At 68.2% G+C, this 25,071-nt stretch carries 27 protein-coding genes; 26 read left to right on the forward strand and 1 reads right to left on the reverse strand.

The features are described 5' to 3' along the window. Window positions 1–22 precede the first annotated feature (22 nt). The 6 genes from tkt (at window position 23) to thiE (ending at window position 6,690) form a co-directional block, all read left to right on the forward strand. Window positions 23–1,993, forward strand: coding sequence for a transketolase (tkt, locus tag DDE10_RS00735; RefSeq protein ID WP_114950817.1), 1,971 nt, complete (start codon window positions 23–25; stop codon window positions 1,991–1,993). A 13-nt stretch (window positions 1,994–2,006) separates the two neighbouring features. After that, complete coding sequence (gene gap, locus DDE10_RS00740) at window positions 2,007–3,017, forward strand: type I glyceraldehyde-3-phosphate dehydrogenase (protein ID WP_114950818.1); 1,011 nt, start codon at window positions 2,007–2,009, stop codon at window positions 3,015–3,017. Between the two features lie 180 nt (window positions 3,018–3,197). Further along, the gene (locus DDE10_RS00745; protein WP_114950819.1) at window positions 3,198–4,400 is read left to right on the forward strand and encodes a phosphoglycerate kinase; all 1,203 of its coding nucleotides are present in this window, start codon (window positions 3,198–3,200) and stop codon (window positions 4,398–4,400) included. A gap of 34 nt (window positions 4,401–4,434) precedes the next feature. Further along, the gene (locus DDE10_RS00750) at window positions 4,435–5,334 is read left to right on the forward strand and encodes a fructose bisphosphate aldolase (RefSeq protein WP_114950820.1); all 900 of its coding nucleotides are present in this window, start codon (window positions 4,435–4,437) and stop codon (window positions 5,332–5,334) included. A 139-nt stretch (window positions 5,335–5,473) separates the two neighbouring features. Further along, window positions 5,474–6,010, forward strand: coding sequence for a class I SAM-dependent methyltransferase (locus tag DDE10_RS00755; RefSeq protein WP_114950821.1), 537 nt, complete (start codon window positions 5,474–5,476; stop codon window positions 6,008–6,010). Then, window positions 6,007–6,690: a thiamine phosphate synthase gene (gene thiE, locus DDE10_RS00760; RefSeq protein ID WP_114950822.1), complete on the forward strand. Its 684-nt coding sequence runs from the start codon at window positions 6,007–6,009 to the stop codon at window positions 6,688–6,690. Before DDE10_RS00755 ends, thiE begins: the two co-directional genes overlap by 4 nt. 52 nt (window positions 6,691–6,742) lie before the next feature. Here thiE and DDE10_RS00765 read toward each other — a convergent pair whose 3' ends face one another. After that, window positions 6,743–7,477, reverse strand: a complete 735-nt coding sequence (locus DDE10_RS00765) for a DUF72 domain-containing protein (protein ID WP_114950823.1) — start codon at window positions 7,475–7,477, stop codon at window positions 6,743–6,745. Window positions 7,478–7,521: 44 nt separating this feature from the next. On the opposite strand from DDE10_RS00765, the gene DDE10_RS00770 reads away from it, so the two are divergent. The 20 genes from DDE10_RS00770 (at window position 7,522) to nuoI (ending at window position 25,030) form a co-directional block, all read left to right on the forward strand. Continuing rightward, complete coding sequence (locus DDE10_RS00770) at window positions 7,522–8,163, forward strand: M23 family metallopeptidase (protein ID WP_114950824.1); 642 nt, start codon at window positions 7,522–7,524, stop codon at window positions 8,161–8,163. An 80-nt stretch (window positions 8,164–8,243) separates the two neighbouring features. Beyond that, window positions 8,244–8,642 carry a hypothetical protein gene (locus DDE10_RS00775; RefSeq protein WP_114950825.1) on the forward strand — a complete coding sequence of 133 codons (399 nt, stop codon included), beginning with the start codon at window positions 8,244–8,246 and terminating at the stop codon, window positions 8,640–8,642. A gap of 9 nt (window positions 8,643–8,651) precedes the next feature. Then, window positions 8,652–9,413, forward strand: coding sequence for a Stf0 family sulfotransferase (locus tag DDE10_RS00780; RefSeq protein WP_114950826.1), 762 nt, complete (start codon window positions 8,652–8,654; stop codon window positions 9,411–9,413). 90 nt (window positions 9,414–9,503) lie between these two features. Next, window positions 9,504–10,067 (forward strand): elongation factor P, encoded by a 564-nt coding sequence (gene efp, locus DDE10_RS00785; RefSeq protein WP_114950827.1) that lies wholly within the window; start codon window positions 9,504–9,506, stop codon window positions 10,065–10,067. Between the two features lie 140 nt (window positions 10,068–10,207). Then, a complete protein-coding gene (locus tag DDE10_RS00790; RefSeq protein WP_114950828.1) occupies window positions 10,208–11,026 on the forward strand; it encodes an inositol monophosphatase family protein in 819 nt (272 codons plus the stop codon). 19 nt (window positions 11,027–11,045) lie between these two features. Further along, window positions 11,046–12,290: a hypothetical protein gene (locus tag DDE10_RS00795; protein WP_114950829.1), complete on the forward strand. Its 1,245-nt coding sequence runs from the start codon at window positions 11,046–11,048 to the stop codon at window positions 12,288–12,290. 119 nt (window positions 12,291–12,409) lie between these two features. Further along, the gene (gene ndhC / locus DDE10_RS00800; protein ID WP_114950830.1) at window positions 12,410–12,787 is read left to right on the forward strand and encodes an NADH-quinone oxidoreductase subunit A; all 378 of its coding nucleotides are present in this window, start codon (window positions 12,410–12,412) and stop codon (window positions 12,785–12,787) included. Beyond that, window positions 12,778–13,332: a NuoB/complex I 20 kDa subunit family protein gene (locus DDE10_RS00805; protein WP_114950831.1), complete on the forward strand. Its 555-nt coding sequence runs from the start codon at window positions 12,778–12,780 to the stop codon at window positions 13,330–13,332. The genes ndhC and DDE10_RS00805 overlap by 10 nt, the downstream gene beginning before the upstream one ends. A gap of 15 nt (window positions 13,333–13,347) precedes the next feature. After that, a complete protein-coding gene (locus DDE10_RS00810) occupies window positions 13,348–14,010 on the forward strand; it encodes an NADH-quinone oxidoreductase subunit C (protein ID WP_114950832.1) in 663 nt (220 codons plus the stop codon). Beyond that, window positions 14,007–15,260, forward strand: a complete 1,254-nt coding sequence (locus DDE10_RS00815; RefSeq protein WP_114950833.1) for an NADH-quinone oxidoreductase subunit D — start codon at window positions 14,007–14,009, stop codon at window positions 15,258–15,260. Before DDE10_RS00810 ends, DDE10_RS00815 begins: the two co-directional genes overlap by 4 nt. Window positions 15,261–15,454: 194 nt before the next feature. Further along, window positions 15,455–15,832, forward strand: a complete 378-nt coding sequence (locus tag DDE10_RS00820) for a cupin domain-containing protein (protein WP_114950834.1) — start codon at window positions 15,455–15,457, stop codon at window positions 15,830–15,832. Between the two features lie 41 nt (window positions 15,833–15,873). Beyond that, window positions 15,874–16,794, forward strand: coding sequence for a hypothetical protein (locus DDE10_RS00825; protein ID WP_162806172.1), 921 nt, complete (start codon window positions 15,874–15,876; stop codon window positions 16,792–16,794). A 96-nt stretch (window positions 16,795–16,890) separates the two neighbouring features. After that, window positions 16,891–17,556, forward strand: coding sequence for an NADH-quinone oxidoreductase subunit NuoE (nuoE, locus tag DDE10_RS00830; RefSeq protein ID WP_114950836.1), 666 nt, complete (start codon window positions 16,891–16,893; stop codon window positions 17,554–17,556). A gap of 25 nt (window positions 17,557–17,581) precedes the next feature. Further along, window positions 17,582–17,749, forward strand: a complete 168-nt coding sequence (locus tag DDE10_RS23265) for a hypothetical protein (protein WP_162806174.1) — start codon at window positions 17,582–17,584, stop codon at window positions 17,747–17,749. Next, complete coding sequence (gene nuoF / locus DDE10_RS00835) at window positions 17,750–19,051, forward strand: NADH-quinone oxidoreductase subunit NuoF (protein WP_114950837.1); 1,302 nt, start codon at window positions 17,750–17,752, stop codon at window positions 19,049–19,051. Between the two features lie 159 nt (window positions 19,052–19,210). Beyond that, entirely contained in the window at window positions 19,211–19,849 is a 639-nt protein-coding gene (locus DDE10_RS00840; protein WP_114950838.1) for a hypothetical protein, read from the forward strand. A gap of 37 nt (window positions 19,850–19,886) precedes the next feature. After that, window positions 19,887–20,627 carry a hypothetical protein gene (locus tag DDE10_RS00845; protein WP_114950839.1) on the forward strand — a complete coding sequence of 247 codons (741 nt, stop codon included), beginning with the start codon at window positions 19,887–19,889 and terminating at the stop codon, window positions 20,625–20,627. A 126-nt stretch (window positions 20,628–20,753) separates the two neighbouring features. After that, a complete protein-coding gene (gene nuoG / locus DDE10_RS00850; RefSeq protein WP_114950840.1) occupies window positions 20,754–22,799 on the forward strand; it encodes an NADH-quinone oxidoreductase subunit NuoG in 2,046 nt (681 codons plus the stop codon). Window positions 22,800–22,965: 166 nt separating this feature from the next. Next, window positions 22,966–24,033, forward strand: a complete 1,068-nt coding sequence (nuoH, locus tag DDE10_RS00855; protein ID WP_114950841.1) for an NADH-quinone oxidoreductase subunit NuoH — start codon at window positions 22,966–22,968, stop codon at window positions 24,031–24,033. Window positions 24,034–24,544: 511 nt separating this feature from the next. Further along, the gene (gene nuoI / locus DDE10_RS00860; RefSeq protein WP_114950842.1) at window positions 24,545–25,030 is read left to right on the forward strand and encodes an NADH-quinone oxidoreductase subunit NuoI; all 486 of its coding nucleotides are present in this window, start codon (window positions 24,545–24,547) and stop codon (window positions 25,028–25,030) included. Window positions 25,031–25,071 lie beyond the last annotated feature (41 nt).

The following is a 25,071-nucleotide window of genomic DNA, read 5'->3' on the forward strand; positions in this document are numbered from 1 at the left end:
CGGATTCCTCAAAGGGAAGAGCATGCCCGTCGAAACGAGACTGCTTGCCAACGCCATCCGCGCGCTGTCGATGGACGCGGTCCAGGCGGCCAATAGCGGCCATCCGGGCATGCCGATGGGGATGGCCGACGCCGCGACCCTGTTGTGGACCGAATATCTGAAGCACGATCCCGCCGATCCGGCCTGGCCCGATCGCGACCGTTTCGTCCTCTCGGCCGGTCACGGCTCGATGCTGCTTTATTCGCTGCTCCATCTCACCGGCTACGCGCGGCCGACCATCGAGGACATCCGCGACTTCCGGCAGCTGAACAGCCCCTGCGCCGGTCACCCGGAGAACTTTCTTCTCGACGGCGTCGAGGCGACCACCGGTCCGCTCGGCCAGGGCGTCGCCATGGCCGTCGGCATGGCGATCGCCGAGCGCCATCTGAACGCGCAGTTCGGCGATGATCTGGTCGACCACCGCACATGGGTGATCGCCGGCGATGGCGATCTCATGGAGGGCGTCAACCATGAGGCGGCGGGCCTCGCCGGCCATCTCCATCTCGGCCGGCTCAACGTGCTGTGGGACGACAATCAGATCACCATCGACGGTTCGACCGCCCTGTCGACCTCGGAGGACGTCGTCGCGCGCTATCTGGCCTATGGCTGGCACGTCGTGCGCTGCGACGGCCATGACGTCGACGACGTCCGCCGCGCGCTCGACGAGGCGATCGCCGATCCCCGGCCCTCGCTCGTCGCATGCCGGACGATCATCGGCTACGGCGCGCCCAACAAGCAGGGCACGTCGGCGACCCACGGCGCCGCGCTCGGGGCCGACGAGGTCGCGGCGACGCGCGCCTTCCTGACGTGGGAGCATGAGCCGTTCGTGCTGCCCGATAACGTCGTCCAGGCCTGGCGCACCGCCGGCGCGCGCGGCCGCCCGCTCCGCGAGGCCTGGCGCGCCCGCCTCGACGGTCATGCCGACAAGGCCGAGTTCCTCCGCCGCATGGCCGGCGAGCTTCCCGAGGGCTTCTCGCTCCGCGATCATGTCGCAGGGCTCATCGCCAGTCCGCAGAAGGTCGCGACGCGCAAGGCTTCCGAGCTCGCGCTCGAGACCATAAACGGCCTCCTCGCCGAGGCGGTCGGCGGCTCGGCCGACCTCACGGGCTCGAACAACACCAAGACCAAGGCGCTCAAGCCGCTGACCCGCGAGGATTATTCCGGCCGTTATCTCTATTACGGCATTCGCGAATTCGGCATGGCCGCGGCGATGAACGGGATGGCGCTGCACGGCGGCATCATCCCTTATGGCGGCACCTTCCTCGTCTTCACCGATTATTGCCGGCCGGCGATCCGGCTGTCGGCGCTGCAGCAGGTCCGCGTCGTCTATGTGATGACCCATGATTCGATCGGCCTCGGCGAGGACGGCCCGACCCATCAGCCGATCGAGCATGTCATGAGCCTGCGCTCGATGCCGAACCTCGACGTCTATCGCCCCGCCGACGTCGTCGAGACCGCCGAATGCTGGGAGCTGGCGCTCGCCAAGGCGGACGGTCCGTCGCTCCTGGCGCTGAGCCGCCAGAACCTGCCGCAGGTGCGCGGCAAGGCGACCGAGGGCAATCTGTGCGCCAGGGGCGCCTATCGCCTACGTTCGGCCCGCGCCGAGCGCCGCGTCGTCCTGATCGCCACCGGGTCGGAGGTCGCGACCGCGCTCGATACCGCCGAGGCGCTCGAAGGGCAGGGGATCGGCGCCGACGTCGTGTCGATGCCCTGCTGGACCCGGTTCGATGCGCAGGACGAGGCCTATCGCCGCGACATCCTGCCCGACGGCCCGCTGCTCGTCTCGATCGAGGCCGGGACCACGATGGGCTGGGAACGTTATATCGGCCGGGACGGCGTCGCCATCGGCCTCGACAGGTTCGGCGCGTCGGCTCCGGCCGAGGATCTGTTCAAGCGCTTCGGCTTCATCGCCGACGCGATCGTGCCGCGAGTGGTCGCGGCGCTCAACCGCTAGGGAGATCAAGCACATGGCGACCAGAGTTGCGATCAACGGTTTCGGGCGGATCGGCCGCCTGGTGGCGCGCGCGATCCTCGAGAAGGGCGACAGCGGCCTGGAGCTGGTGGCGATCAACGATCTCGCCGACGCGGAATCGAACGCCCTCCTGTTCAAGCGCGACTCGGTCCACGGCGCCTATCCGGGCGAGGTCCGCGCCGACGGCAACGACCTGATCATCGACGGCAAGCGCATCAGGGTGACGGCCGAGAAGGATCCGGCCAAGCTGCCGCACGGCGATACCGGCGTCGACATCGCCCTCGAATGCACGGGCTTCTTCACCGATCGTGACAAGGCCGGCGCCCATCTCACTGCCGGCGCGAAGAAAGTCCTGATCTCGGCGCCGGGCAAGGGGGTCGACCTCACCGTCGTCTACGGCGTCAACGACGACAAGCTCACCGCCGAGCACAAGATCGTCTCCAACGCCTCGTGCACGACCAACTGCCTGGCGCCGGTCGCCAAGGTGATGAACGATCTGGTCGGCATCGAGCGCGGCCTGATGACGACGATCCACGCTTACACCAACGATCAGAAGATCCTCGACCAGATCCACAAGGACAAGCGCCGCGCCCGCGCCGCCGGAATGTCGATCATCCCGACCACGACCGGCGCCGCCCGCGCCGTCGCCGAGGTGCTGCCCGAACTGAAGGGCAAGCTGGACGGCTCCGCGGTCCGCGTGCCGACGCCCAATGTCAGCCTCGTCGACCTCACCTTCACGCCGGGCCGCGACACCTCGGTCGAGGAAGTGAACGCGGCGCTCAAGGCGGCGTCGGAGAGCGGCCCGCTCGCCGGGATCCTCGCTTATACCGACGAGCCCCTGGTCTCGATCGACTTCAACCACAACCCGGCCAGCTCGACCGTCGACAGCCTCGAGACGGCGGTGCTGGAGGGCAAGCTGGTCCGCGTCGTCTCGTGGTACGACAATGAATGGGGCTTCTCGAACCGCATGGTCGACACCGCCCGGGCGATGGCGGCGTTGCTCTGATCTCACTCCCCTCCCTGCACGCAGGGAGGATCGAGGCGGTTCTCGGGTCCTTCCGGGGGATGGACCTACCGCCTCGATGGGGGTGGGTGCGTCGCCGGAGACGCGCTGCCCCTGAAGACCGACCCACCCCTAACCCCTCCCTGCGTGCAGGGAGGGGAATGTACGGGCAGCGAGGATGAAATGACGGCCACCTTCCGCACCCTCGACGATATCGGTGACGTCGCCGGCAAGCGCGTCCTCGTGCGCGTCGACCTCAACGTGCCGATGCAGGACGGGGCGGTGAGCGACGACACCCGCCTGCGCGCCACCCTGCCGACCGTGACCGAGCTGGCCGACCGCGGCGCGATCGTCCTGCTGCTCGCCCATTTCGGCCGGCCCAAGGGGACGCCTCGGCCGGACATGTCGCTGGCGCCGATCGTCCCGGCTTATACCGATCTGCTCGGGCGGCCGGTGCGCTTCGTCGAGGATTGCAGCGGCCCGGCGGCGCAGCTCGCGGTCGGCGACATGAAGCCGGGCGACGTGGCGATCCTCGAGAATACGCGCTTCCATGCCGGCGAGGAGAAGAACGACCCGGTCCTGGCTTCGGCCATGGCCGCGCTTGGCGACGCCTATGTGAACGACGCCTTTTCGGCGGCGCACCGCGCCCACGCCTCGACCGAGGGCATCGCGCGCATCCTGCCGGCTTTTGCCGGCCGCGCCATGCAGGCGGAGCTCGAGGCGCTGGAAAAGGCGCTGGGCAGCCCCGAGCGGCCGGTGGCCGCCGTGGTCGGCGGCGCCAAGGTGTCGACCAAGCTGGACGTGCTGCGGCACCTCGTCGCCAAGGTCGATCATCTCGTCATCGGTGGCGGCATGGCGAACACCTTCCTTGCCGCCCGCGGAGTCGCGATCGGCAAGAGCCTGGCCGAGCACGATCTGGCCGGCACCGCGCTCGAGATTCTCGAGGCGGCCGATCGGGCGAGCTGCACCGTGCACCTGCCTTATGACGTCGTCGTCGCGAAGGAATTCGCGCCGAACCCGCCGTCGGTCAGGACCTGCAACGTCCATGAGGTGGCGTCGGACGAGATGATCCTCGATATCGGACCGGCCGCGGTCGAGGCCCTCGCCGATGCGCTCAAGACCTGCCGCACCCTGGTGTGGAACGGGCCCCTGGGGGCCTTCGAGACGCCGCCCTTCGACGCCGCCACGGTCGCCCTCGCTCGCACCGCCGCCGCCCTCACCAAGGAAGGCTCGCTGGTTTCCGTCGCCGGTGGCGGCGATACCGTCGCGGCTCTCAACCAGGCCGGCGTCGCGGACGATTTCACCTTCGTCTCCACGGCCGGCGGGGCCTTCCTCGAATGGATGGAAGGCAAGGCGCTCCCCGGCGTGGCGGCGCTTCAGCGATAATATCTCCCACCCCAATCCGAACGAGGACAGGACGATGGACGACGCGAAGATGACGGCGCAGATGGAAAGCGGGAAGGGCTTCATCGCCGCCCTGGACCAGAGCGGCGGCTCCACGCCCAAGGCGCTCAAGGGCTACGGGATCGAGGAAGGCGCCTGGTCGGGCGACGAGGAGATGTTCGGCCTCATCCACCAGATGCGCTCGCGGATCATCACCTCGCCGGCCTTCTCCGGCGGGAAGGTGATCGGGGCCATCCTGTTCGAGCGGACGATGGACGGCGAGATCGACGGCCGGCCCGTCCCCCAGGTGCTGAAGGCGCGCGGCGTCGTTCCCTTCATCAAGATCGACAAGGGCCTCGAAGCCGAGGCGAACGGCGTCCAGCTGATGAAGCCGATGCCGGAACTGGACGCCTTGCTGGCCCGCTCCAAGGCGCTCGGTGTGTTCGGCACGAAGGAACGCTCGGTGATCAACCTTGCCAATCGCGAGGGCATCGCCGCGATCGTCGCCCAGCAGTTCGAGGTGGCGCGCCAGGTGCTCGCGGCCGGGCTGGTGCCGATCATCGAGCCAGAGGTCAACATCAAGAGCCCCGAGCGGGCCGAGGCCGATCGGATCCTGCTCGACGAGCTGGTCAAGGCGCTCGACGCGCTGCCGGGTGACGACCGCGTCATGCTCAAGCTCAGCATCCCGGCCGAGGCCGGTTTGTTCGACCCGCTGGTCGAACATCCCCGCGTGCTGCGGGTCGTCGCCCTGTCCGGCGGCTTCTCGCGGCCCGATGCCTGTCGCGAGCTGGCGAAGAATCGCGGCATGATCGCCAGCTTCTCTCGCGCCCTGCTCGAGGATCTCAGGCACCAGATGAGCGACGAGGAATTCGACCGCGCGCTCGGAGGGGCGATCGACGAGATCCACCGGGCCTCGGTCGAGAAGGTCCCGGCCTGATCGCGGCGGCGCCGGATCGGGGCGAGCGATAGGCGCGCGCGACCTGCGGCTGCGCTGGCTGGCGCGGCAGTTCGCCCGGCCCAGCGGCGCCGCCGGCCGGTTCCTGATCGGTCCCTGGCTCGACCGCATCGGCGCCGCGATGAACCGGCTCGCGCTCGACCGGCTGGAGGTCGGACGCGGCGACGTCGTCCTCGAGGTCGGCTTCGGCGGCGGCGACCTCCTTGCGCGGTTGCTTCGCGTCACCGACGGCGAGGTGGTCGGCGTCGACCTTTCCGAGGCGATGGTCGCGCGGGCGCGCCGCCGCTTCCGGTGCGAGCCGCGGCTGCGACTCCACCTCGGATCGGTGGACGCATTGCCGCTCGGCGACGGCGCGGTGGACCGCGCCTGCAGCGTCAACAACGTCTATTTCTGGCCCGATCCCGCCGCGGCGATGCGCGAGCTGGCGCGGGTGCTGAAGCCCGGCGGCCGGCTGGCCCTGTGCTTCGAGCCGCCCGAGGAGCTTCGCAAATGGCCGGGCCATCGGTTCGGCTTCCGCATGCACGATGAACCCGCGGTCCGTTCGATGATGGAGGCCGCGGGCTTCGTCGGGATCCGCCGCGCCGAAGGCAGGGGCCGGATGCCCGACCGCTTTCTGTGTTTGACAGGCGAGCGCGAAGGGTCAGAAGCGGGGGCATGAACGAAGACGAAGACGAGGTGCCGCTCGACCCCGGTTTTGCCGAGCGATTCGAACGCGGCGATCGCGGACCCTGCCAGCTCTATCTGATCTCGCCGCTCGACGTGGGCGGCGATTTCATCGATCGGTTGGGCCAGGCGCTCGCGGCCGGGCCGGTCGCCGCCTTCCAGTTCCGAGTGAAGGGGGTCGACCAGCACCAGGCGGCGCGCCTCGCCGGGCCGCTCCAGCGCCTCTGCGCCGAGCATGACGTCGCCTTCATCGTCAATGACGACATGGCTCTGGCCAAGCGGATCGGCGCCGACGGCGTCCATCTCGGCCAAAGCGACGGCGACCCGCGCGAGGCGCGGGCGCTGCTCGGGCCCCAGGCGCAGATCGGCGTCACCTGCCACGACAGTCGCCACCTCGCCATGGAGGCGGGGGAAGCCGGCGCCGACTATGTCGCCTTCGGCGCCTTCTTCCCGACCTCGACCAAGGAGACCCGCCACCGTCCGGAGCCTTCGATCCTGAGCTGGTGGGCCACCTTGTTCGAGCTTCCCAGCGTCGCGATCGGCGGCATCGATCCGGACAACGGGCGGACGCTGGTCAAGGCGGGTGCGGACTTCCTCGCCGTATGCGGCAGCGTCTGGAACCATCCCGAGGGGTCCGCCGCAGCGGTGAAGGCGTTCCAGGAGACACTCGGCTGACTTGGCGAGTGAGCGAACCGGCGCGCTCCCCTCCCTGCAAGGGAGGGGGCACTCACCGCGCCGCCTGCGCCACCATCGCCTTCAGCGTCTGGGCATCGTGGATGGCATGCGCCTCGAGGTCGTTGTTGAAATAGCACCAGACCGGCCGCCCGGAACGGGCCTGCTCGACGATCCAGTCGGTCCAGGAGAGCAGGCCCTCGTCCGAATAGCGGCCCCAATATTTGCCCTCGCCGCCATGGAAGCGGACATAGGCGATCGGGCCGACCGCGCGGCGCTCCGTGGCGGAGCCGGGCATGTCGTGGACGCAGAAGGACGCGCCATGGCGGTCCAGCAGGGCGAACGTCTCCTCGCTGTACCAACTTTTCTCCCGGAACTCGAAGACGTTGGTCACGTCCTTTGGCACCAGTTCAAGGAAGCTTTCCAGTCGCTCGAGATTGATCCGGAAGCGCGGCGGCAGCTGGTAGAGGATCGGGCCGAGCCGGTCGCCCAATCGGCGGAAGGGCGTCATCATACGTTCGAGGGGCTCCTCGCAATCCTTGAGCTTCTTGGCCTGGGTGAGGAACCGGTTCGCCTTCACCGCATAGCAGAAATCGGGCGGCGCCTGGTCGCGCCACTTGGCGAAGGTCTCGCCGGTGGGCAGGCGATAGAAGCTGTTGTTGATCTCGACCGTGTCGAAATGCTCGGCATAGAATGCGAACCAGCGCCGCGCCGGCAGGCCCTTCGGGTAGAAGAGCTCCCGCCAATGCTTGTAGTTCCAGCCCGAGCAGCCGATCCTGATCCTGTCCATCGCGCCTGCGGAACGATGCGGGGGCGAAATAGGTTTCGAACGCCATGCGCAGGTTCGGACTCGGTGCTGTCGTCGTCTTCACCGCCATCGTCACGGCGGTTCTCACCAGCCTGTTCTGGGTCGCCGCCTATAATCTCGGCCGCGGCGGCGGCGTCGACAAACGCGGCGCCGCCCCGGGCAACGTCGTCACCGAGAGCAGCGAGCCGGACGAGGATCGGGAGCTGGTGGTCGGGCCAGGTGGCCTCGCCATCCCCGTTGCCGGCATCCGGCCCGGAGCCCTGTCGGACACCTACACCCAGGCGCGCGCCAGCGGCGCCCGCTCGCACGACGCGATCGACATCATGGCCCCGGCCGGGACCCCGGTCGTCGCCGCCGCCGAGGGCGTGATCGAGAAGCTCTTCTTCAGCGAAGGCGGCGGCGGCATCACCGCTTATGTCCGCTCGCCGGACCAGCGCTGGGTCTATTATTACGCCCACCTCCAGGCCTATGCGCCGGGCCTTCGCGAAGGCCAGCGGGTCGCACGCGGCGATCCGATCGGGACGGTCGGCAACACCGGCAATGCCGATCCCGCCGGTCCCCACCTTCATTTCGCCGTGCACCGGATGGAGCCCGGCGAGAGCTGGCACGACGGCGACGCGGTCAACCCCTACCCGCTGCTGGCCGGGGGCTCCGCCGCCAGCCGCTGAACCCGCCAGCCGGCGAAGCAGAGATTGCGTGCGCCGCGGCATCGTCTAGGACAGGAGGGGAAGCAGCCGGGGAGGAGCTTATGTTTCGGCGGACGATCGGATGGGGCGCGGCCGTGGCCGTGCTGGCGATCCTGCCCGCGGCGCCGGCAAGCGCCGAATTCTTCAGCTTCGACGAGATGCGCGACATGTGCCGCGGCGAGACCGACCAGCCCGCCGAGTTTCGCACCAGTGCCGGCTATCGCCTGCTCGCCAGCTCGCTGCGGGACCGCTGCCGCATGTATCTGCTCGGCCTCGCCGAGACCGGCCTTCGCCAGGCCGGCGAGGTGGCGTCGCGTCAGGGCTGCCTTGCCGACCAGACACCCCCGGCCGAGGTCGCCGAGGTCCTCGCCGAAGCGCTCGCCGCCCGGGCCGAGCCGCCGCCCGACGGTCTCGCTGGTCTGGTCCGAGAGGTGCTGCTCAGCCGCTACGGCTGCGGCTGAGGGGCGCGCATGCTCGCCGACGTCGATACCGGCTATGAGGGCAAGTTCGACTTCCCCGCCCGCTCCGGCCCGCCGCCGCTTCCCTATCTGCTTGCCTCGGTCCCGCGCACCGGCAGCACCTATGTCAGCCACCTGCTCTGGCGGAGCGGCTGCCTCGGGGCGCCGCTCGAATATCTGAACTACGAGCGCAACGGGCCCTACGGCTTCGCCAGCGGCTCGCCGGAGCTGCAGCAGCAATTGTGGCGCTCGGTGCTGGCACGGCGCACCTCGCCCAACGGCGTGTTCGGGCTCAAGGCCTTTCCGATGCAGCTCGAGGCGCTCGCCGAGGGCAACCGGCCGCTCCTCGCCGAAGTGCTCTCGACGATGCTTCCGCCCGGGGCGCCGAAGCGGGTCGTCCATCTCGCCCGCCGCGACCGCATCGCCCATATCGTCTCCTACGCGCGGGCGACTTTGTCGGGCGTCTGGCGCAAGGAGCAGGAAAGCGAAGCAGCGCCCGAGCCCGATTACTCGTCCGAGGCGATGGAGACGGCCGACCGCTGGCTGAGCGCTCAGGAGGCTGCCTGGGACGGCATGTTCGCCGACATGCGGATCGAGCCGCTCCGGCTCTGCTACGAGGATGCGGTCGCGCGGCCGGAGGAGACCGTCCGCCAGGTCGCCGACTATCTCGGCGTGAAGCTCGATCCGGCGGCCGAGGTGCCGGTGCCCCGGATCGAGCGGCAGTCGCGCGAGGGCGCGAAGGCCTGGGTCGAGCGCGTCGGCGGCGGGCGCTAGCGGCGCGCGCTTCTTGCGGGCGAGCGCGGCTCCCGCTACATGCGCCGCCGAAACCCTGGGCCCCGGGGCCCCAGCATCAGCGAGCAAGCCATGAAGATCAGCGGCGTGGACATCCGTCCCGGCAATATCATCGAATATGAAGGCGGCATCTGGCGGGCGGTGAAGATCCAGCACACCCAGCCCGGCAAGGGCGGCGCCTACATGCAGGTCGAGATGAAGAACCTCATCGACGGCCGCAAGAACAATGTCCGCTTCCGCTCCGCCGAGACGGTCGAGCGCGTCCGCCTCGACACCAAGGACTTCCAGTTCCTCTACGCCGACGGCGACGACCTCGTCTTCATGGACAAGGAGACCTATGAGCAGGTCCAGCTTCCCCGTGACCTGATCGGCGATCCCGCCGCCTTCCTCCAGGACGGCATGGACGTCGTCATGGAGCTCTACAACGAGCGGCCGATCTCGGTGCAGCTGCCCGACACGATCGAGGCGACGATCGTCGAGGCCGACGCGGTGGTGAAGGGGCAGACCGCCTCGTCCAGCTACAAGCCGGCCATCCTCGACAATGGCGTGCGCGTCATGGTGCCGCCGCACATCAGTTCGGGAACCCGGATCGTCGTCGACGTTTACGAGCAGACCTACGTAAGAAGGGCGGACTGAGTGAGCCCCCTCTCCCATTCAGGGGAGAGGGTCGGGGAGAGGAGGAGTCCGGCGAGTCGGCTCCTGAGCGCCCTCTCCCTTCGCCGCTTCGCGGCTCTTCCCTCTCCCCTTAAAGGAGAGAGGGGCTTTGGAGATTCATCTTGGTATCCCATTCCGGCCTGATCACCGTCATGACCCGCGCCGCCCGCAAGGCGGCGCCGCGGCTGCGGCGCGATTTCGGCGAGGTCGAGCAGCTCCAGGTCAGCCGCAAGGGCCCGGCCGACTTCGTCTCCATGGCCGACGAGCGGGCCGAGCAGACGGTGATCGACGAGCTCCGCCATGCCCGGCCCGATTGGGGCCTGCTCCTCGAGGAAGGCGGCACGATCGAGGGCAATCCGGCGAAGCCGCGCTGGGTGGTCGATCCGATCGACGGGACCTCCAACTTCATCCACGGCATCCCGCATTTCGCCATATCGATTGCCGTCCAGGAGCCGAAGCCCGGCGGCGGCTGGGGCGAGATCAGCCACGGCCTGATCTACCAGCCGCTCACCGACGAGAGCTTCTGGGCGGAGAAGGGCAGGGGCGCCTGGCTGCACGACCGGCGCCTGCGCGTCTCGTCGCGCCGCGATCTCTCCGAGGCGCTGATCGCGACCGGCATTCCTTATAAGGGTCACGGTCATTTCGAGCGTTTCCAGCGCATTCTCGGCGCCGTGTCGCCGGAAGTGGCCGGCATCCGCCGCTTCGGCTCGGCCGCGCTCGACCTCGCCTGGGTCGCCGCCGGCCGCTATGACGGCTTCTGGGAGGAGGATCTCCAATTCTGGGATCTCGCCGCGGGCCTCATCCTGGTCCGGGAGGCGGGCGGCTTCGTCACCGATTTCCGCGGCGGCGACGCCGGGCTCGCCAAGGGCCAGATCCTCGCCGCAAACAACCAGATCCATTCCAGGCTTCACAAATTGCTGGCCGGCGCGTTGCGAAGCTGACGGGCTTGAAAGGAGCGGTATGCGCATCCTCGCCACGGGCCTGTTCCTCATCTCTGTCGCCGCCCCGGCCGCCGAGCCTCTGCCTGCTGACTGCTTTGGCGGGCCGGCCGCCGCCACTCCGGCGGATATCCCGGCACTGGCGGGCCGCTGCCCCGCCAGCCATTATCTCCAGCTTCGCCTCCTCGGCGCGGCGCGCGAGGCCGGTGACGCCGCCAGCGCAGACGCGGTGCTGCGGCGCCTCGCCGCCATGGGCTATGCACCTGCCGCCGCCGACGCTTTCGCCGCTTTGGCTCCCCTCATCGGCGAGACCGAGGCGGCCGCCTTCGCTGGGCAGGCGCAGGCCGCGCGTCGGCCGATCGAGGCGAGCATCGTCCTCAGCCATATCCCCGCCGAGCATCGCCTCGTCGAAGGCATCGCCTGGGATCCCGTCAGCCGCCGCCTGTTCGCTTCCGCCGTCGTCGGTCGATATTTGCTCTCCTTAAGCGAGCAGGGCTGGGCGCCGGTGCCGGATCTCGGCGCCGGCAGCCTCATCGGCGTCGCCGTCGATCGGCCTCGGCAATTGCTCTGGGTCGCCTCCCGTGTGGTCGAGCAGACACCCTCGCCGGAAGGTGCCTTTCGCGGCCTGCTGGCGGTCGATCTCGAGTCCCGCCGCCTCGTCCGACGCGTCGCCGCGCCGGAAGGGACGGGGCCGGGCGACATCGCCATCGGGCCGGACGGCACCGTCTTCGCGAGCGATCCGACCGGCGGAGGACTCTATCGGCTTGCTCCCGGCGCCGAGACGATGGAGGCGGTGGTGCCGCCGGGCCGGCTCCGCTCGCCGCAGGGCATCGCTGTCGCTGCCGACGGGCGGCGGCTCTACGTATCCGATTATGGCCGCGGCATCGCCATCGTCGATCCCGAAAGCGGCACGGTCGCGGATCTCGTGCCGGACGCGCCGATGATGCTGAGCGGCACCGACGGGCTGATGCTGCACGGCGGCGACCTCATCGCTATCCAGAACGGAACCGAGCCGCGGCGGATCGTCCGAATCCGCCTCGATGCCGGCGGGACCCGCGCGACCGCCCTCGAGGTGATCGAGCAGGCGCATCGCGAGTGGGGCGAGCCGACCATCGGCCAGATCGACGGCGACCGGCTTCTCTATGTCTCGGACGCGCAATGGGAGCGTTTCGGCGCCGGCGGCCGCGTCACCGGCGAGGCACCGCTGCGGGCGACCGCGATCCGCGCGGTGCCGCTCGGGCCGCCTCCCGCATCATCCGCCGAATGAGCCTTCGCGCGGCCCGCGAGGGAACTCCAGCGACCCGGAAATCTTCTCCATCCGAGGCGGTTGCGATGGCGGGGCCGCTGTCCTAGAAGCCGCCGCAACCGAAGTTCCGGAGTCTCTCCATGGCGTCCGTCGCCTCCGATTATCTGCCGATCCTGTTGTTCCTGGGCGTCGCCCTGGGGCTGTCGCTCGCCTTCGTCGTGCTGCCGATGATCGTCGCGAAGTTGACCGGCGCCGCCCGGCCCTATCCCGACAAGCTCGCCGAATATGAATGCGGCTTTCCGGCCTTTGAGGACAGCCGCGCCCAGTTCGACGTCCGCTTCTATCTCGTCGCCATCCTGTTCATCATCTTCGACATCGAGGCGGCCTTCCTTTTCCCCTGGGCGGTATCGGTGTTCGATGCCGGCTGGGTCGCCTGGTTCGCGATGATGATCTTCCTGGTCGAGCTCGGCCTCGGCTTCGCTTATGCCTGGAAGAAGGGAGCGCTGGAATGGGAGTGATCCTCGATCCGCGCCACGAGAATGAGCGCCCGGCCGACCTCCAGCAGCCGGATCCCTACATCTTCAACCAGATCAGCTCCGAGGTGCAGGACAAGGGCTTCCTCGTCACCACCACCGAGGACCTGTTCCAGTGGGCCCGCACCGGCTCGCTCTGGTGGATGACCTTCGGTCTCGCCTGCTGCGCGGTCGAGATGATCCACGTCAACATGCCGCGCTACGATCTCGAGCGGTTCGGCGCCGCGCCCCGCGCTAGCCCGCGCCAGTCGGATGTGATGATCGTCGCCGGCACCTTGTGCAACAAGATGGCGCCGGCGCTCCGGCGTGTCTACGACCAGATGTCGGAGCCGCGCTACGTCATCTCCATGGGCAGCTGCGCCAATGGCGGCGGCTATTATCATTACAGCTACAGCGTCGTTCGCGGCTGCGACCGGATCGTGCCGGTCGACATCTACGTGCCGGGCTGCCCGCCGACCGCCGAGGCCCTGCTCTACGGGATCATGCAGCTCCAGCGGAAGATCCGCCGCGAAGGCACGATCGAGCGGTAAGGGGCACGCGCCGACATGCACAACCACGTCCCCCGCATCCCCGCCCGCGAAGGCCTGGTCGACGAGGTCAAGGCCGCGATCGGCGACGCCTTCCTCTCCGCCAAGGACGAGGTCGGCGAAGTCTCGATCGACGTCGCCCGGGAAAGCGTCGCGGAGGTCATCCGGACGCTCCGCGACCGCTTCGAATATCAGCAGCTGATGGAGATTGCCGGCGTCGACTATCCCTCCCGGCCGGAGCGGTTCGACGTCGTCTATCACCTGCTCTCGGTCACCCGGAACCACCGCTTGCGCATCCGCGTCACCACCGACGAGGAAAAGCCGGTCCCCAGCGTCGTCAATCTCTTTCCGGTCGCCGGCTGGCTCGAGCGCGAGGTGTTCGATCTCTACGGCGTGATCTTCGACGGCAATCCCGACCTGAGGCGGATCCTCACCGATTACGGCTTTCGCGGCTTTCCCTTTCGCAAGGACTTCCCGCTCACCGGCTATGTCGAGATGCGCTATTCCGAGGAGCAGAAGAGGGTCGTCTACGAGCCGGTCAGCCTCGCCCAGGATTTCCGCAGCTTCGACTTCATGAGCCCGTGGGAGGGCGCCGAATATATCCTTCCCGGTGACGAGAAGGCCCAGCCCGAAGCGCCCGGCGCGCCGACGCCGCTCAAGGCCGACGAGATCAAGAAATGAGCCAGATCGCTCCCGCCCCGGAATCCGAGGCTCCAGCCGACGCCGAGACCAAGGTCGAGCGCACCGGCGCCACCCAGTCCGACATCGCCAATTACACGATCAACTTCGGGCCCCAGCACCCGGCCGCGCACGGCGTGCTCCGGCTCGTGCTCGAGCTCGACGGCGAGATCATCGAGCGCGTCGATCCCCATGTCGGCCTGCTTCACCGCGGCACCGAGAAGCTCTGCGAGTACAAGACCTACCTGCAGGCGCTGCCCTATTTCGACCGGCTGGATTACGTCTCGCCGATGTCGATGGAGCACAGCTTCGTGCTCGCCATCGAGAAGCTGCTGAAGCTCGAGATCCCGCTTCGCGCGCAGTATCTGCGCGTGCTGTTCGCCGAGCTCACCCGCATCTCCAACCACCTGCTCAATCTCGGCAGCCACGTCATGGACGTCGGCGCGATGACTCCGAACCTGTGGTTCTTCGAGCTTCGCGAAGACCTGATGAACTTCTACGAACGGGCCTCCGGCGCGCGCATGCACGCCAATTATTTCCGCCCCGGCGGGGTGCGCCTGGATATTCCCGTCAAGCTGGTCGCCGACATCGCCGACTGGCTCGACAACCGGCTGCCGCGCCTGTTCGAGGATGCCGTCAGTCTCGTCGCCGACAACCGCATCTTCAAGCAGCGCAACGTCGACATCGCCACCGTTTCCAAGGAGGACGCGCTCGCCTGGGGCTTCTCCGGGCCGATGATCCGCGCCGCCGGCATTCCGTGGGACCTGCGCAAGTCGCAGCCCTACGAGGTCTATGACCGGCTGGACTTCGAGATTCCGGTCGGCACCCGCGGTGACTGCTACGACCGCTTCATGGTGCGGGTCGAGGAGGTCCGCCAGTCGGCGCGGATCATGAAGCAGTGCATCTCGGACATGCCCGAGGGGCCGGTCATGACGCTCGACCGCAAGGTCGGACCGCCCAAGCGCGCCGAGATGAAGAAGTCGATGGAAGCGCTCATCCATCACTTCAAGCTCTTCACCGAAGGCTTTCACGTTCCCGCCGGCGAGGTCTATGTCGCGACCGAGAGCCCGAAGGGCGAGTTCGGCGTCTATCTGGTCAGCGACGGCACCAACAAGCCCTACCGGGTCAAGATCCGTCCGACCGCCTTCAGCCATCTCCAGGCGATGGACTTCATGTCCAGGGGCCACATGCTCGCCGACGTCACCGCCATCCTCGGCGCGATGGACATCGTCTTCGGGGAATGCGACCGCTGAAGGCGTGATCCTCCCCTGCAAGGGGAGGGGGACCAGGCGAAGCCTGGTGGAGGGGTGTCTGAGTCATCGCCGGCTCGGCGCACGCCGCGACTCACTCCGGCGCTGACACCCCTCCACCGCGCGACGCGCGGTTCCCCTCCCCTCGAAGGGGAGGATTTGATAGGCTGCCCGCACCTTCTTCCGGAGGAACGTGCATGTCTGCATCTGTTGGCCCGTCCGTCGTCAACCTCGCCGAGAAGCTCGCCGCCTTCTCCGATCAATGGAACCCGCGCATCGTCGGCCGCTACAACGGCAACGAGATCCGCGTCGCCAAGGTCGAGGGAGAGTTCACCTGGCACAGCCACGCCGAGACGGACGAGCTCTTCCTCTGTCTCTCCGGCGATTTCGCCATCGCGTTCCGCGACGGCCTGCGCAAGCTGGCGCCGGGCGAGATGATCGTCGTGCCCAAGGGCACCGAGCACAAGCCGGTCGCCAGGGGCGAGTGCCACATCCTCATGCTCGATCGGGAAGGGGAGCCGAATACCGGCGCCAACCCGTCCGAACATACTCGCGCGACGCTGGAGAGCATCTGACCACTCCGCCGCCTGCAGGTTTCAGCAAGAAGACAAAGGGGTTGCGGCTGACGATTCGACGGCCGATGGTGCCCCTGTTCTTGGGGTTCGCATTGATCATGTCCAAGTTGCGCCCGTGGCTGCTGGCCTGCATTTCGGCGTTGGCCGGTCCGGTTCACGCGCAGGGGACGGCCGTAGCTCCGCTCGAACGGCTCCGTCTGGCGATGGAGCCGGAAGCGGGCACCGCCGCCGCTGCGGGCCTGTTCCATCCCAACGCCCGGCTCGTGCTGGATCGCGAGTTGCCACTGACCGCCGAGAGCCTCAGGAGAGCGCTCGATGCCCGCCATTGCCCGGCTTATGCGTGGGTAATCGATCCAGCCGAGGCCGCGTTCATGATTGGCCAGAGGGGGATGAGCACCGCGGAACTCTTTCGCGATCTCGGCGAAACCCTACTCGCTGTTGGTTGCGGCGGCAGGGATCGTCAGTCCGAATATGATCTCTACCGGGTCGGGGTGAATGGATCGCAGATTGGGGAGCTTCGACTCGTTGCGACCGTGCCGATTCCGCTGCCGTTCATCACGCCCGCCGCTCCCGGCCCGCCGGCTCCAACCTTGCCCCCGCCCGAGACCCTGCCGTCTAGCGTCTTGGCCGTGGTAGGCCATATTGGGGCTCTCTATGGTGGCCGTCTCGAGGCCGCGATGCAATATCTCGGGGAAGGCGTGGAAGTCGCCGTTTCGGATGGCACGCGCACGGAACTCGAGCTGCCGCCGGGCAGGGCGGCCGCGCACGCCATGTACCTGTCCATGACCAATCGCGGCGAGCTCGCCCTGGAGAACTTCTCCTGCCGGCCCGACGGACCGCTCGCGCTTTGCGAGGTCATCTTCTCTCGGCAGGGCGCGCAGAGACGGCATTTCACCGTCCGCTTCGCTGCTCAGGGCGGGCCGATCACCCGGATCCTCAGCTGGGAGCATCACGACCGCTAGCGTGACATGGGCCGGGCGCCCGCCTCGCCTTGTCGCGCCCGCTGCTTGGGGCTAGGGGAGCCGCCAACACGCGACGATTCAACCGGAAGCTTCCTTATGGCCGAGGCCGCCCGTCTTCCCGCTAGCCCCGAGATCCGCGCCCGCTGGGACGGCTTCGCCTTCACCGCCGACAACGAGGCGCAGGCGAAGGTGGTGGTCGGCCGCTACCCGCCCGGCCGGCAGCACAGCGCGGTCATTCCGTTGCTTGACCTCGCCCAGCGCCAGGTCGGCGCGGAGACGAACACCCAGGGCTGGCTGCCCATCCCGGTCATCGAATATGTCGCCCGTTACCTCTCCATGCCCTATATCCGCGCCTACGAGGTCGCGACCTTTTACACCATGTTCAACCTGGCCCCGGTCGGCCGCTACCATGTCCAGGTGTGCGGGACGACGCCGTGCATGCTGCGCGGCTCCGACGACGTTCTCGCCGCCTGCGCGGCGAAGGGACTGAAAAAGGGGCACAGCACGGCGGACGGCCTGTTCACCCTTAACGAGGTCGAGTGCCTCGGCGCCTGCGCCAACGCGCCGATGGTGCAGATCAACGACGACAATTACGAGGACCTCACTTTCGACAGCATGACTGCGATCCTCGAGGCCTTGGCCCGGGGCGAGACGCCGAAGCCCGGGCCGCAGGTCGACCGCCAGACCAGCTGCCCCGAGGGCGGCCCGACCAGCCTGCCGGAAATGGCGACCGCGAATCACGATTATCGGAACCAGTGGTGATGGCGCGCCGGCCCGGAGCGCAGGCATGAAGTCGGTCGTCTCGGCCGCCGCGACGTTGCTGGTCGCGATCATCGTCCTGTGGGCCTTGTTCAAGCTGCTCGGCCTGGCGCTCAAGCTCGCCGCCGTGCTGATCATCGTCGGCATCGTCGTCGCCCTCTACTTCGCGGCGCAGAAATATTTCGGGAAAGTCTAGATGCTCGAGGACAAGGACCGCATCTTCACCAACGTCTACGGGTTCCAGCCGTGGAACCTGAAGGCGGCGCAGGCGCGCGGCGACTGGGACGATACCAGGGCGCTGATGGCGCGCGGCCAGGACGCGATCATCGACGAGGTCAAGGCGTCGGGCCTTCGCGGCCGCGGCGGCGCCGGCTTCCCGACCGGCATGAAATGGTCGTTCATGCCCAAGGAGCCCACGCCGGGCCGGCCGAACTTCCTCGTCATCAATGCCGACGAATCCGAGCCCGGATCGTGCAAGGACCGCGAGATCATCCGCCACGATCCGCACAAGCTGATCGAGGGCGCCCTGCTCGCCGGCTACGCGATGCGCGCCCGCGCCGGCTATATCTACATACGCGGCGAGTTCATCCGCGAGGCGGAGACGCTCTTCGCCGCGGTCCAGGAAGCCTATGATGCCGGCCTGCTCGGCAAGAATGCCGCCGGGTCGGGCTACGATTTCGACCTGTTCGTCCATCGCGGCGCCGGCGCCTATATCTGCGGCGAAGAGACGGCGATGCTCGAGAGCCTCGAAGGCAAGAAGGGCATGCCGCGGCTGAAGCCGCCTTTCCCGGCCGGCGCCGGCCTCTACGGCTGTCCGACCACGGTCAACAACGTCGAATCGATCGCCGTTGTCCCGACCATCCTGCGCCGCGGTGGCGCCTGGTTCGCCGGCTTCGGCCGCGAGAAGAACGAAGGCACCAAGCTCTTCCAGATCTCCGGTCACGTGAACCGGCCGTGCGTCGTCGAGGAGGCGATGTCGATCCCGTTCCGCGAGCTGATCGATCGTCACGCCGGCGGCATACGTGGCGGCTGGGACAATCTTCTCGCGGTCATTCCCGGCGGTTCGTCGGTGCCGCTCGTCCCGGCCGAGCAGATCATGGACGCGCCGATGGATTTCGACGGGCTGAGGGAATTGGGTTCCGGCCTCGGCACCGCCGCCGTCATCGTCATGGACAAGTCCACCGACATCGTGAAGGCGATCGCCCGCATCTCCTATTTCTACAAGCATGAGAGCTGCGGCCAGTGCACGCCCTGCCGCGAGGGTACCGGCTGGATGTGGCGGGTGATGGAGCGGCTGGTGAAGGGCAATGCCGAGATCCACGAGATCGACACGCTCTACGACGTCACCAAGCAGGTCGAGGGCCACACGATCTGCGCGCTGGGCGACGCCGCCGCCTGGCCGATCCAGGGCCTGATCCGCCACTATCGGCCGGAGATCGAGCGCCGCATCAACGAACGCCGCGGCGAGGGCGAGCCGATCCTCCAAGCGGCGGAATAGGCGCGGCGCCCGCCGCCCGGCCGGGAAACGGCGGGCGGCGACTTTCCTCTTTTTCCCTTGCTTCCTTCGCGTTACCTTGCGGCTGCTGCGGAGCGGACAGGCCCGGCGCATCGCGCGTTGGGCTCCGCCGCCGCCTCGGTGGGCAAGGAGGAGGCAGACATGAAGAAGCTTCTCGTCGGGACACTTTCCGCCGCCGCGCTCGCGGCCGTTCCCCAGGGCGCTTTGGCCAATAACGGATCGCCGGTGACCCAGCGCGTCTACGAGGCCGCCCGCTGCATCCTCAACGAGGACCGCGGCGAGGCCGTTCAGCTGCTGAGGACGCTGCCGCTGGGCGACGACGAGGCCGACCTCTCGCCGCTCGCCGACAGCCCCGCCCGGACCTGCGTCGATGCGGCGGCGGGGACGACCGCGATCATGATGCGCGGGGCGCTCGCCCAGGCGCTCTTCTTCCGCGACTTCCGGCGCTTCGGCCGGCAGCCGACGCGGCCGGAGCGTCTCGTCGACCTCGACCTGCCCGTCCAGGATTCGGCCGGAGGCGACTATCCGGTCGATCTCTATCGCTGGGGCGACTGCGTCGTGCGCAATGACACGCGCAATACCCACGCCTTGCTGACCAGCCAGCCGGGATCGTCCGAGGAAACGGCGGCGCTCACCACGCTGCAGCCCTTCATGGCCGCCTGCCACCGGGGCGAGGGCGAACTCACGGTGCGCCCGTCCGAGGCGCGCAGCGTCTTCGCCCAGGCCGCCTACGACATCATGTACCGTTACTGGAGCGCCGAGCTGAACGCCCGCCGCTGACCGGCGCCGTCGTCAACCCGCGAAAGGAGGGCGCGGGATGGGAAGGGGTACGCTGATCGCTCTTGCCGGCTTCGCCGGGCTGGCGCTCGCCGCCGCCGCGCCGGCCGCGGGCCAATATGCCGATCCCGCGCCGGCTCCGCCGCCGGCCTCGCAGCCGCCGTCCAACCCGCTCGAGGGGGAGATCGAGGTGCTCCGGCCGATGGAGGCGAGCGACGTCGACCGGGCCGCTGCCTGCCTGATAACCCGCGAGGCCGATCGCGTGCAGGCCTTGTTCGCGACGGCGCCCTTCTCGGCGGCGGAGCGGCAGCAGGCGGCATCGCTGTTGCGGGCGGCGCAGCGCTGCCTGCGCCTGCGCGATCCGATGCTGACCTCCGCCTCGCGCCTGCGCGGCGCCTTGGCCGAGGCCCTGTTCGAGGGCCAGTTCGCCGCGACCGCGCCGCCGGCCACGCCCGTGGCGGCGGCGCCGCTCGCGCCGGCCGCCGACGCCCGGCTCGAGGCGGCGGCGCTCGCGCCGGCGATGAATGTCGCCGGCTGCGCGGTCGCGGCGCGTCCCGAGGCGGTGCGAAGCTTCCTCGAGAGCCAGGCCGGCAGCGACGGCGAGGCCCAGGCCTTCTCGTCCTTGGGCCCCGTTCTAGGTCCCTGCGTCGGCCCCGGCGGCGCGATCGACGCGGACATGCCGACCTTCCGCGCTTTGCTCGCGGAATCGCTCTATCGCTGGTCCGTCGTCCAGCGCGACGGCGCCGCCTCGCCTTGGGCCGCCCCGCCGGCGGCGGATTGAGCCGCCGAGTCGCCGCCGAGGGCAGATTTCCACCCGGCAAGGGCCGCCTAGGGCCTTGTCCATGACCGGCTTTAGCGTCTAACGGCAGGCGCGCCGCCCCCTCCATCCGGCGGTTTCGGAGTGTTCATGCCCAAGGTCAAAGTCGACGGCGTCGAGATCGAAGTGCCGCAGGGCGCGACCGTGCTCCAGGCCTGCGAGATGGCGGGCAAGGAGATACCGCGCTTCTGCTACCATGAGCGGCTCGCCATTGCCGGCAATTGCCGCATGTGCCTGGTCGAGGTGAAGCCCGGGCCGCCCAAGCCGCAGGCGAGCTGCGCGCTGCCGGCGACCGAGGGCCAGGAGATCTTCACCACCACGCCCGCCGTCAAGAAGGCGCGCGAGGGCGTGATGGAGTTCCTGCTCATCAACCACCCGCTCGATTGTCCGATCTGCGACCAGGGCGGCGAATGCGATCTCCAGGACCAGGCCATGGCCTATGGCCGCGGCCACAACCGCTATGACGAGAATAAGCGGGCGGTCACCGAGAAATATATGGGTCCCGTCGTCAAGACGGTGATGACCCGCTGCATCCACTGCACCCGCTGCGTCCGCTTCGTCCAGCAGGTCGCCGGGGTCGAGGAGATCGGCGCGATCAATCGCGGCGAGAATATGGAGATCACCTCCTATCTCGAGCAGGCGCTGACCAGCGAGCTTTCCGGCAACGTCGTCGATCTCTGCCCGGTCGGCGCCCTCCTGTCCAAGCCCTACAGCTTCGAGGCGCGCCCCTGGGAGCTGCGCAAGGTCCCGGCGATCGACGTCATGGACGGTGTCGGCACCAACATCCGCCTCGACGCGCGCCAGCGCGAGGTGATGCGGGCGCTGCCGCGCCTCAACGAGGACGTCAACGAGGAGTGGGCGCACGACAAGACCCGCCACTGCGTCGACGGGCTGCTGCGCAACCGGCTCGACCGGCCCTGGCTGCGCGAGGGCGGCAAGCTCAGGCAGGCGGGCTGGGACGAGGCCTTCGCCCGCATCGCCGAGGTCGCGCGCGGCGCCCAGGGCAAAGTCGCGGCCGTCGCCGGCGACCTGCTCGACGTCGAGACGATGTTTGCCGCGAAGAAGCTGCTCGCCTCCTTGGGCTCGGGCCGGCTCGAAGGGCGTCAGACCGGCCTCGACTATGACTTCGCCAATCTGGCGGCGGTCAACTTCAACACCGGTATCGCCGGCGTCGAGACCGCGGACGCGATCCTGCTGGTCGGCACCAATCCCCGCTGGGAAGCGCCGCTGGTCAACACCCGCATCCGCAAGGCGGTGAAGGCGGGAGCCAGGATCTTCGCGATCGGGCCCGAAGTCGACCTTTCCTATCCGGTCGAGCGGCTCGGCGACGACCTGTCGCTGCTCGGCAATCTGCCGCAAGCGGTGCGCGACGCCTTTGCCGGCGCGGCGCGGCCGGCGGTGATCGTCGGCGCCGGCGCGCTCAAGGTGCCCGGCGCGCAGGCGGCCACACTGGCGCTGGTCGGCCCGCTCGGTCTCGTCCGCGACGCCGCGTCGACGGGCACGGGACAGGGCTGGAACGGCTACAACGTCCTCCACACCGCCGCCTCGCGCATGGGCGGGCTGATGCTCGGTTTCGCCCAGCCCGGCGGCATCGGCACGATCGCCGAAGCGGCGCCCAAGCTCCTCTTCCTGCTTGGCGCCGACGAGGTCGACCTCGATCGCTTCGCCGGCAGCTTCAAGGTCTATGTCGGCCATCATGGCGATCGCGGCGCCGCCGGCGCTGATATCGTCCTGCCCGGCGCCGCCTATAGCGAGAAGCACGGCATCTACGTGAACCTCGAGGGGCGGGTGCAATATTCCGAGCGCGCCGTCGATCCGCCGGGCGACGCCCGCGAGGATTGGGCGATCCTTCGCGCCCTGTCGGACGTGCTCGGCAAGCCGCTGCCGTTCGACAATTTCCACCAGCTGCGCGACGCGCTGTTCCGCGATCATCCGGCCTTCGCACAGCCCGGCCTGGTCGCATTCGACTGGTCCCCGCCGTCGCTCGACGCGGGGGCGATCCCGAAGGGAACCGGAATCACCTATCCGATCGCCGACTTCTACCTGACCAACCCGATCGCCCGTTCGTCGCCGACGATGCAGCGCTGCTCGGCCGAGATCGTCCACGGCCGCGATTTTGCGGAGGCGGCGGAATGACGCAGATGGCGAGCGCACATGCAGCGCCGGACCCCTCTCCCCGGTGGGGAGAGGGCTGGGGTGAGGGGGTTCGGCGCTCGAGGCTTATCGCCGACGCAGAGCACCCCCACCCAACCCTCCCCCTCCAGGGGGAGGGCTTCGTTGCGCTTTTCCCGGGAGCCGTCGCATGACCGCCTGGTTCCAGTCCCAGCTCGGCACCGGCTTCGGCTGGTTCGTCTCCAACCTCATCCTGGTGCTGCTCATCGCGCTTCCGCTGATGCTGGCGGTGGCGATGATCATCTATGCCGACCGCAAGATCTGGGCGGCGATGGCGCTGCGGCGCGGCCCCAATGTGGTCGGGCCGTTCGGGCTGCTGCAGAGCTTCGCCGACGGCCTCAAGGTCTTCCTCAAGGAGACCATCATCCCGTCCTCGGCCAATCGCGGCCTGTTCATCATCGCGCCGATCATCACCTTCACCGTGGCGTTGATCGCCTGGGCGGTGATCCCCTTCGGCCCCGGCCCGGGCGGCGCGATGATGGTGCTCGCCGACATCAATGTCGGCCTGCTCTACCTCCTCGCCGTCTCCTCGCTGGGGGTCTACGGGATCATCATCGCCGGCTGGGCCTCCAACTCGAAATATCCTTTCTACAGCGCCTTGCGGGCCGCCGCTCAGATGGTGTCCTATGAGGTGTCGATCGGCTTCGTGCTGATCCCGGTGATCCTCTGGGCCGGCTCGTTCAACCTGTCGGCGATCATCGCCGCCCAGCAGGGCCATGTTCTCGGCTTTTTGAACGGCTTCGGCTTCAACCCCCTGTTGTTCCCGCTGGCGGTGATCTTCCTCATCTCGGCCATGGCCGAGACGGCGCGCGCGCCTTTCGACCTCACCGAGGCGGAGAGCGAGCTCGTCGCCGGCTACCAGACCGAATATAGCTCGATGAGCTTCGCGCTCTTCTGGCTCGGCGAATATGGCAACGTGCTCTTGATGTGCGGCATGACCGCCGTGCTCTTCTGGGGCGGCTGGCTGCCGCCGGTCGACTGGGCGCCGCTTTACTACGTCCCCGGCATAATCTGGTTCTTCGCCAAGATCTTCTTCTTCTTCTTCGTGTTCAGCTGGGTGAAGGCGACGGTGCCGCGCTTCCGCTACGACCAGCTGATGCGCCTCGGCTGGAAGATCTTCCTCCCCATCTCGCTGATCTGGGTGTTCCTGGTCTCGGGATATCTGATGCTCCAACGCGACGGGATGCTACCGTGGTGAGCGGCCCAGTCCTGGTCTTGGCAGTGCTGGCAGCGGGCCAGGCGATTGCGCTGCCTCCACGGCCACCAATCCCAAATCCGCCTCCGGTCAGTGCCGATCCGCTCTCGGGACTTTCGTGGGATTGCGATCTCCAGACAGCGGAGGGGGAGGGGCTAAAGCTTGCGGGACGATTTGGGGAGATACTGGTACCAGTGCGGGGGGATGACCGCACACCTGCTGTGCAGATCGAACTGACGAGCGACACAGATAACCGGTTTGCTGGTTCACGAACGGCGCGTCTGAGTACCATCGGTTTCGGGACCAGGGAATATCTCGTTACCATCGACGTCGACGAAGCCGACACTGCGCGCTATCTGATTGAATTCAGGCTCTATGCCGGATCCCCACGCGGATTTGCTCAGGCGTCGCGTGTAATTCGGCTTGCGGAGGCGCCTCGAAGTGTTGTGCCACCGCCAAGGATAGGCCCATTCGCCACCGGGTGGTGCAATCTTCATGAAGGGTTCGAAGGGATATGAGCGTCGCTCACTACATCAAATCGTTCACCCTTTGGGAGTTCGTGCTCGCGCACTGGCTGACCTTGAAATATTTCTTCAAGCCCAAGGCGACGATCAACTATCCCTATGAGAAGAATCCGATCTCGCCGCGCTTCCGGGGCGAGCATGCGCTGCGCCGCTATCCGAACGGCGAGGAGCGCTGCATCGCCTGCAAGCTGTGCGAGGCGGTCTGCCCGGCGCTGGCGATCACGATCGAAGCCGAGCCGCGCGAGGACGGCAGCCGGCGCACGACCCGCTACGACATCGACATGACCAAGTGCATCTATTGCGGCCTCTGCCAGGAGGCCTGCCCGGTCGATGCGATCGTCGAGGGACCCAACATGGATTTCTCGACCGAGACCCGCGAGGAGCTGATCTACGACAAGACCAAGCTGCTCGAGAATGGCGACCGCTGGGAGCGCGCGCTGGCCGCGAACCTTGCCGCCGACGCCCCCTACCGTTAATCGCGCCGCAAGATTCGAAGAGCCCCGAAGGCCCATGCAAC

Origin of the sequence: Sphingosinicella terrae (assembly GCF_003347635.1) — a bacterium.
GTDB classification, from domain to species: Bacteria; Pseudomonadota; Alphaproteobacteria; order Sphingomonadales; family Sphingomonadaceae; genus Allosphingosinicella; species Allosphingosinicella terrae.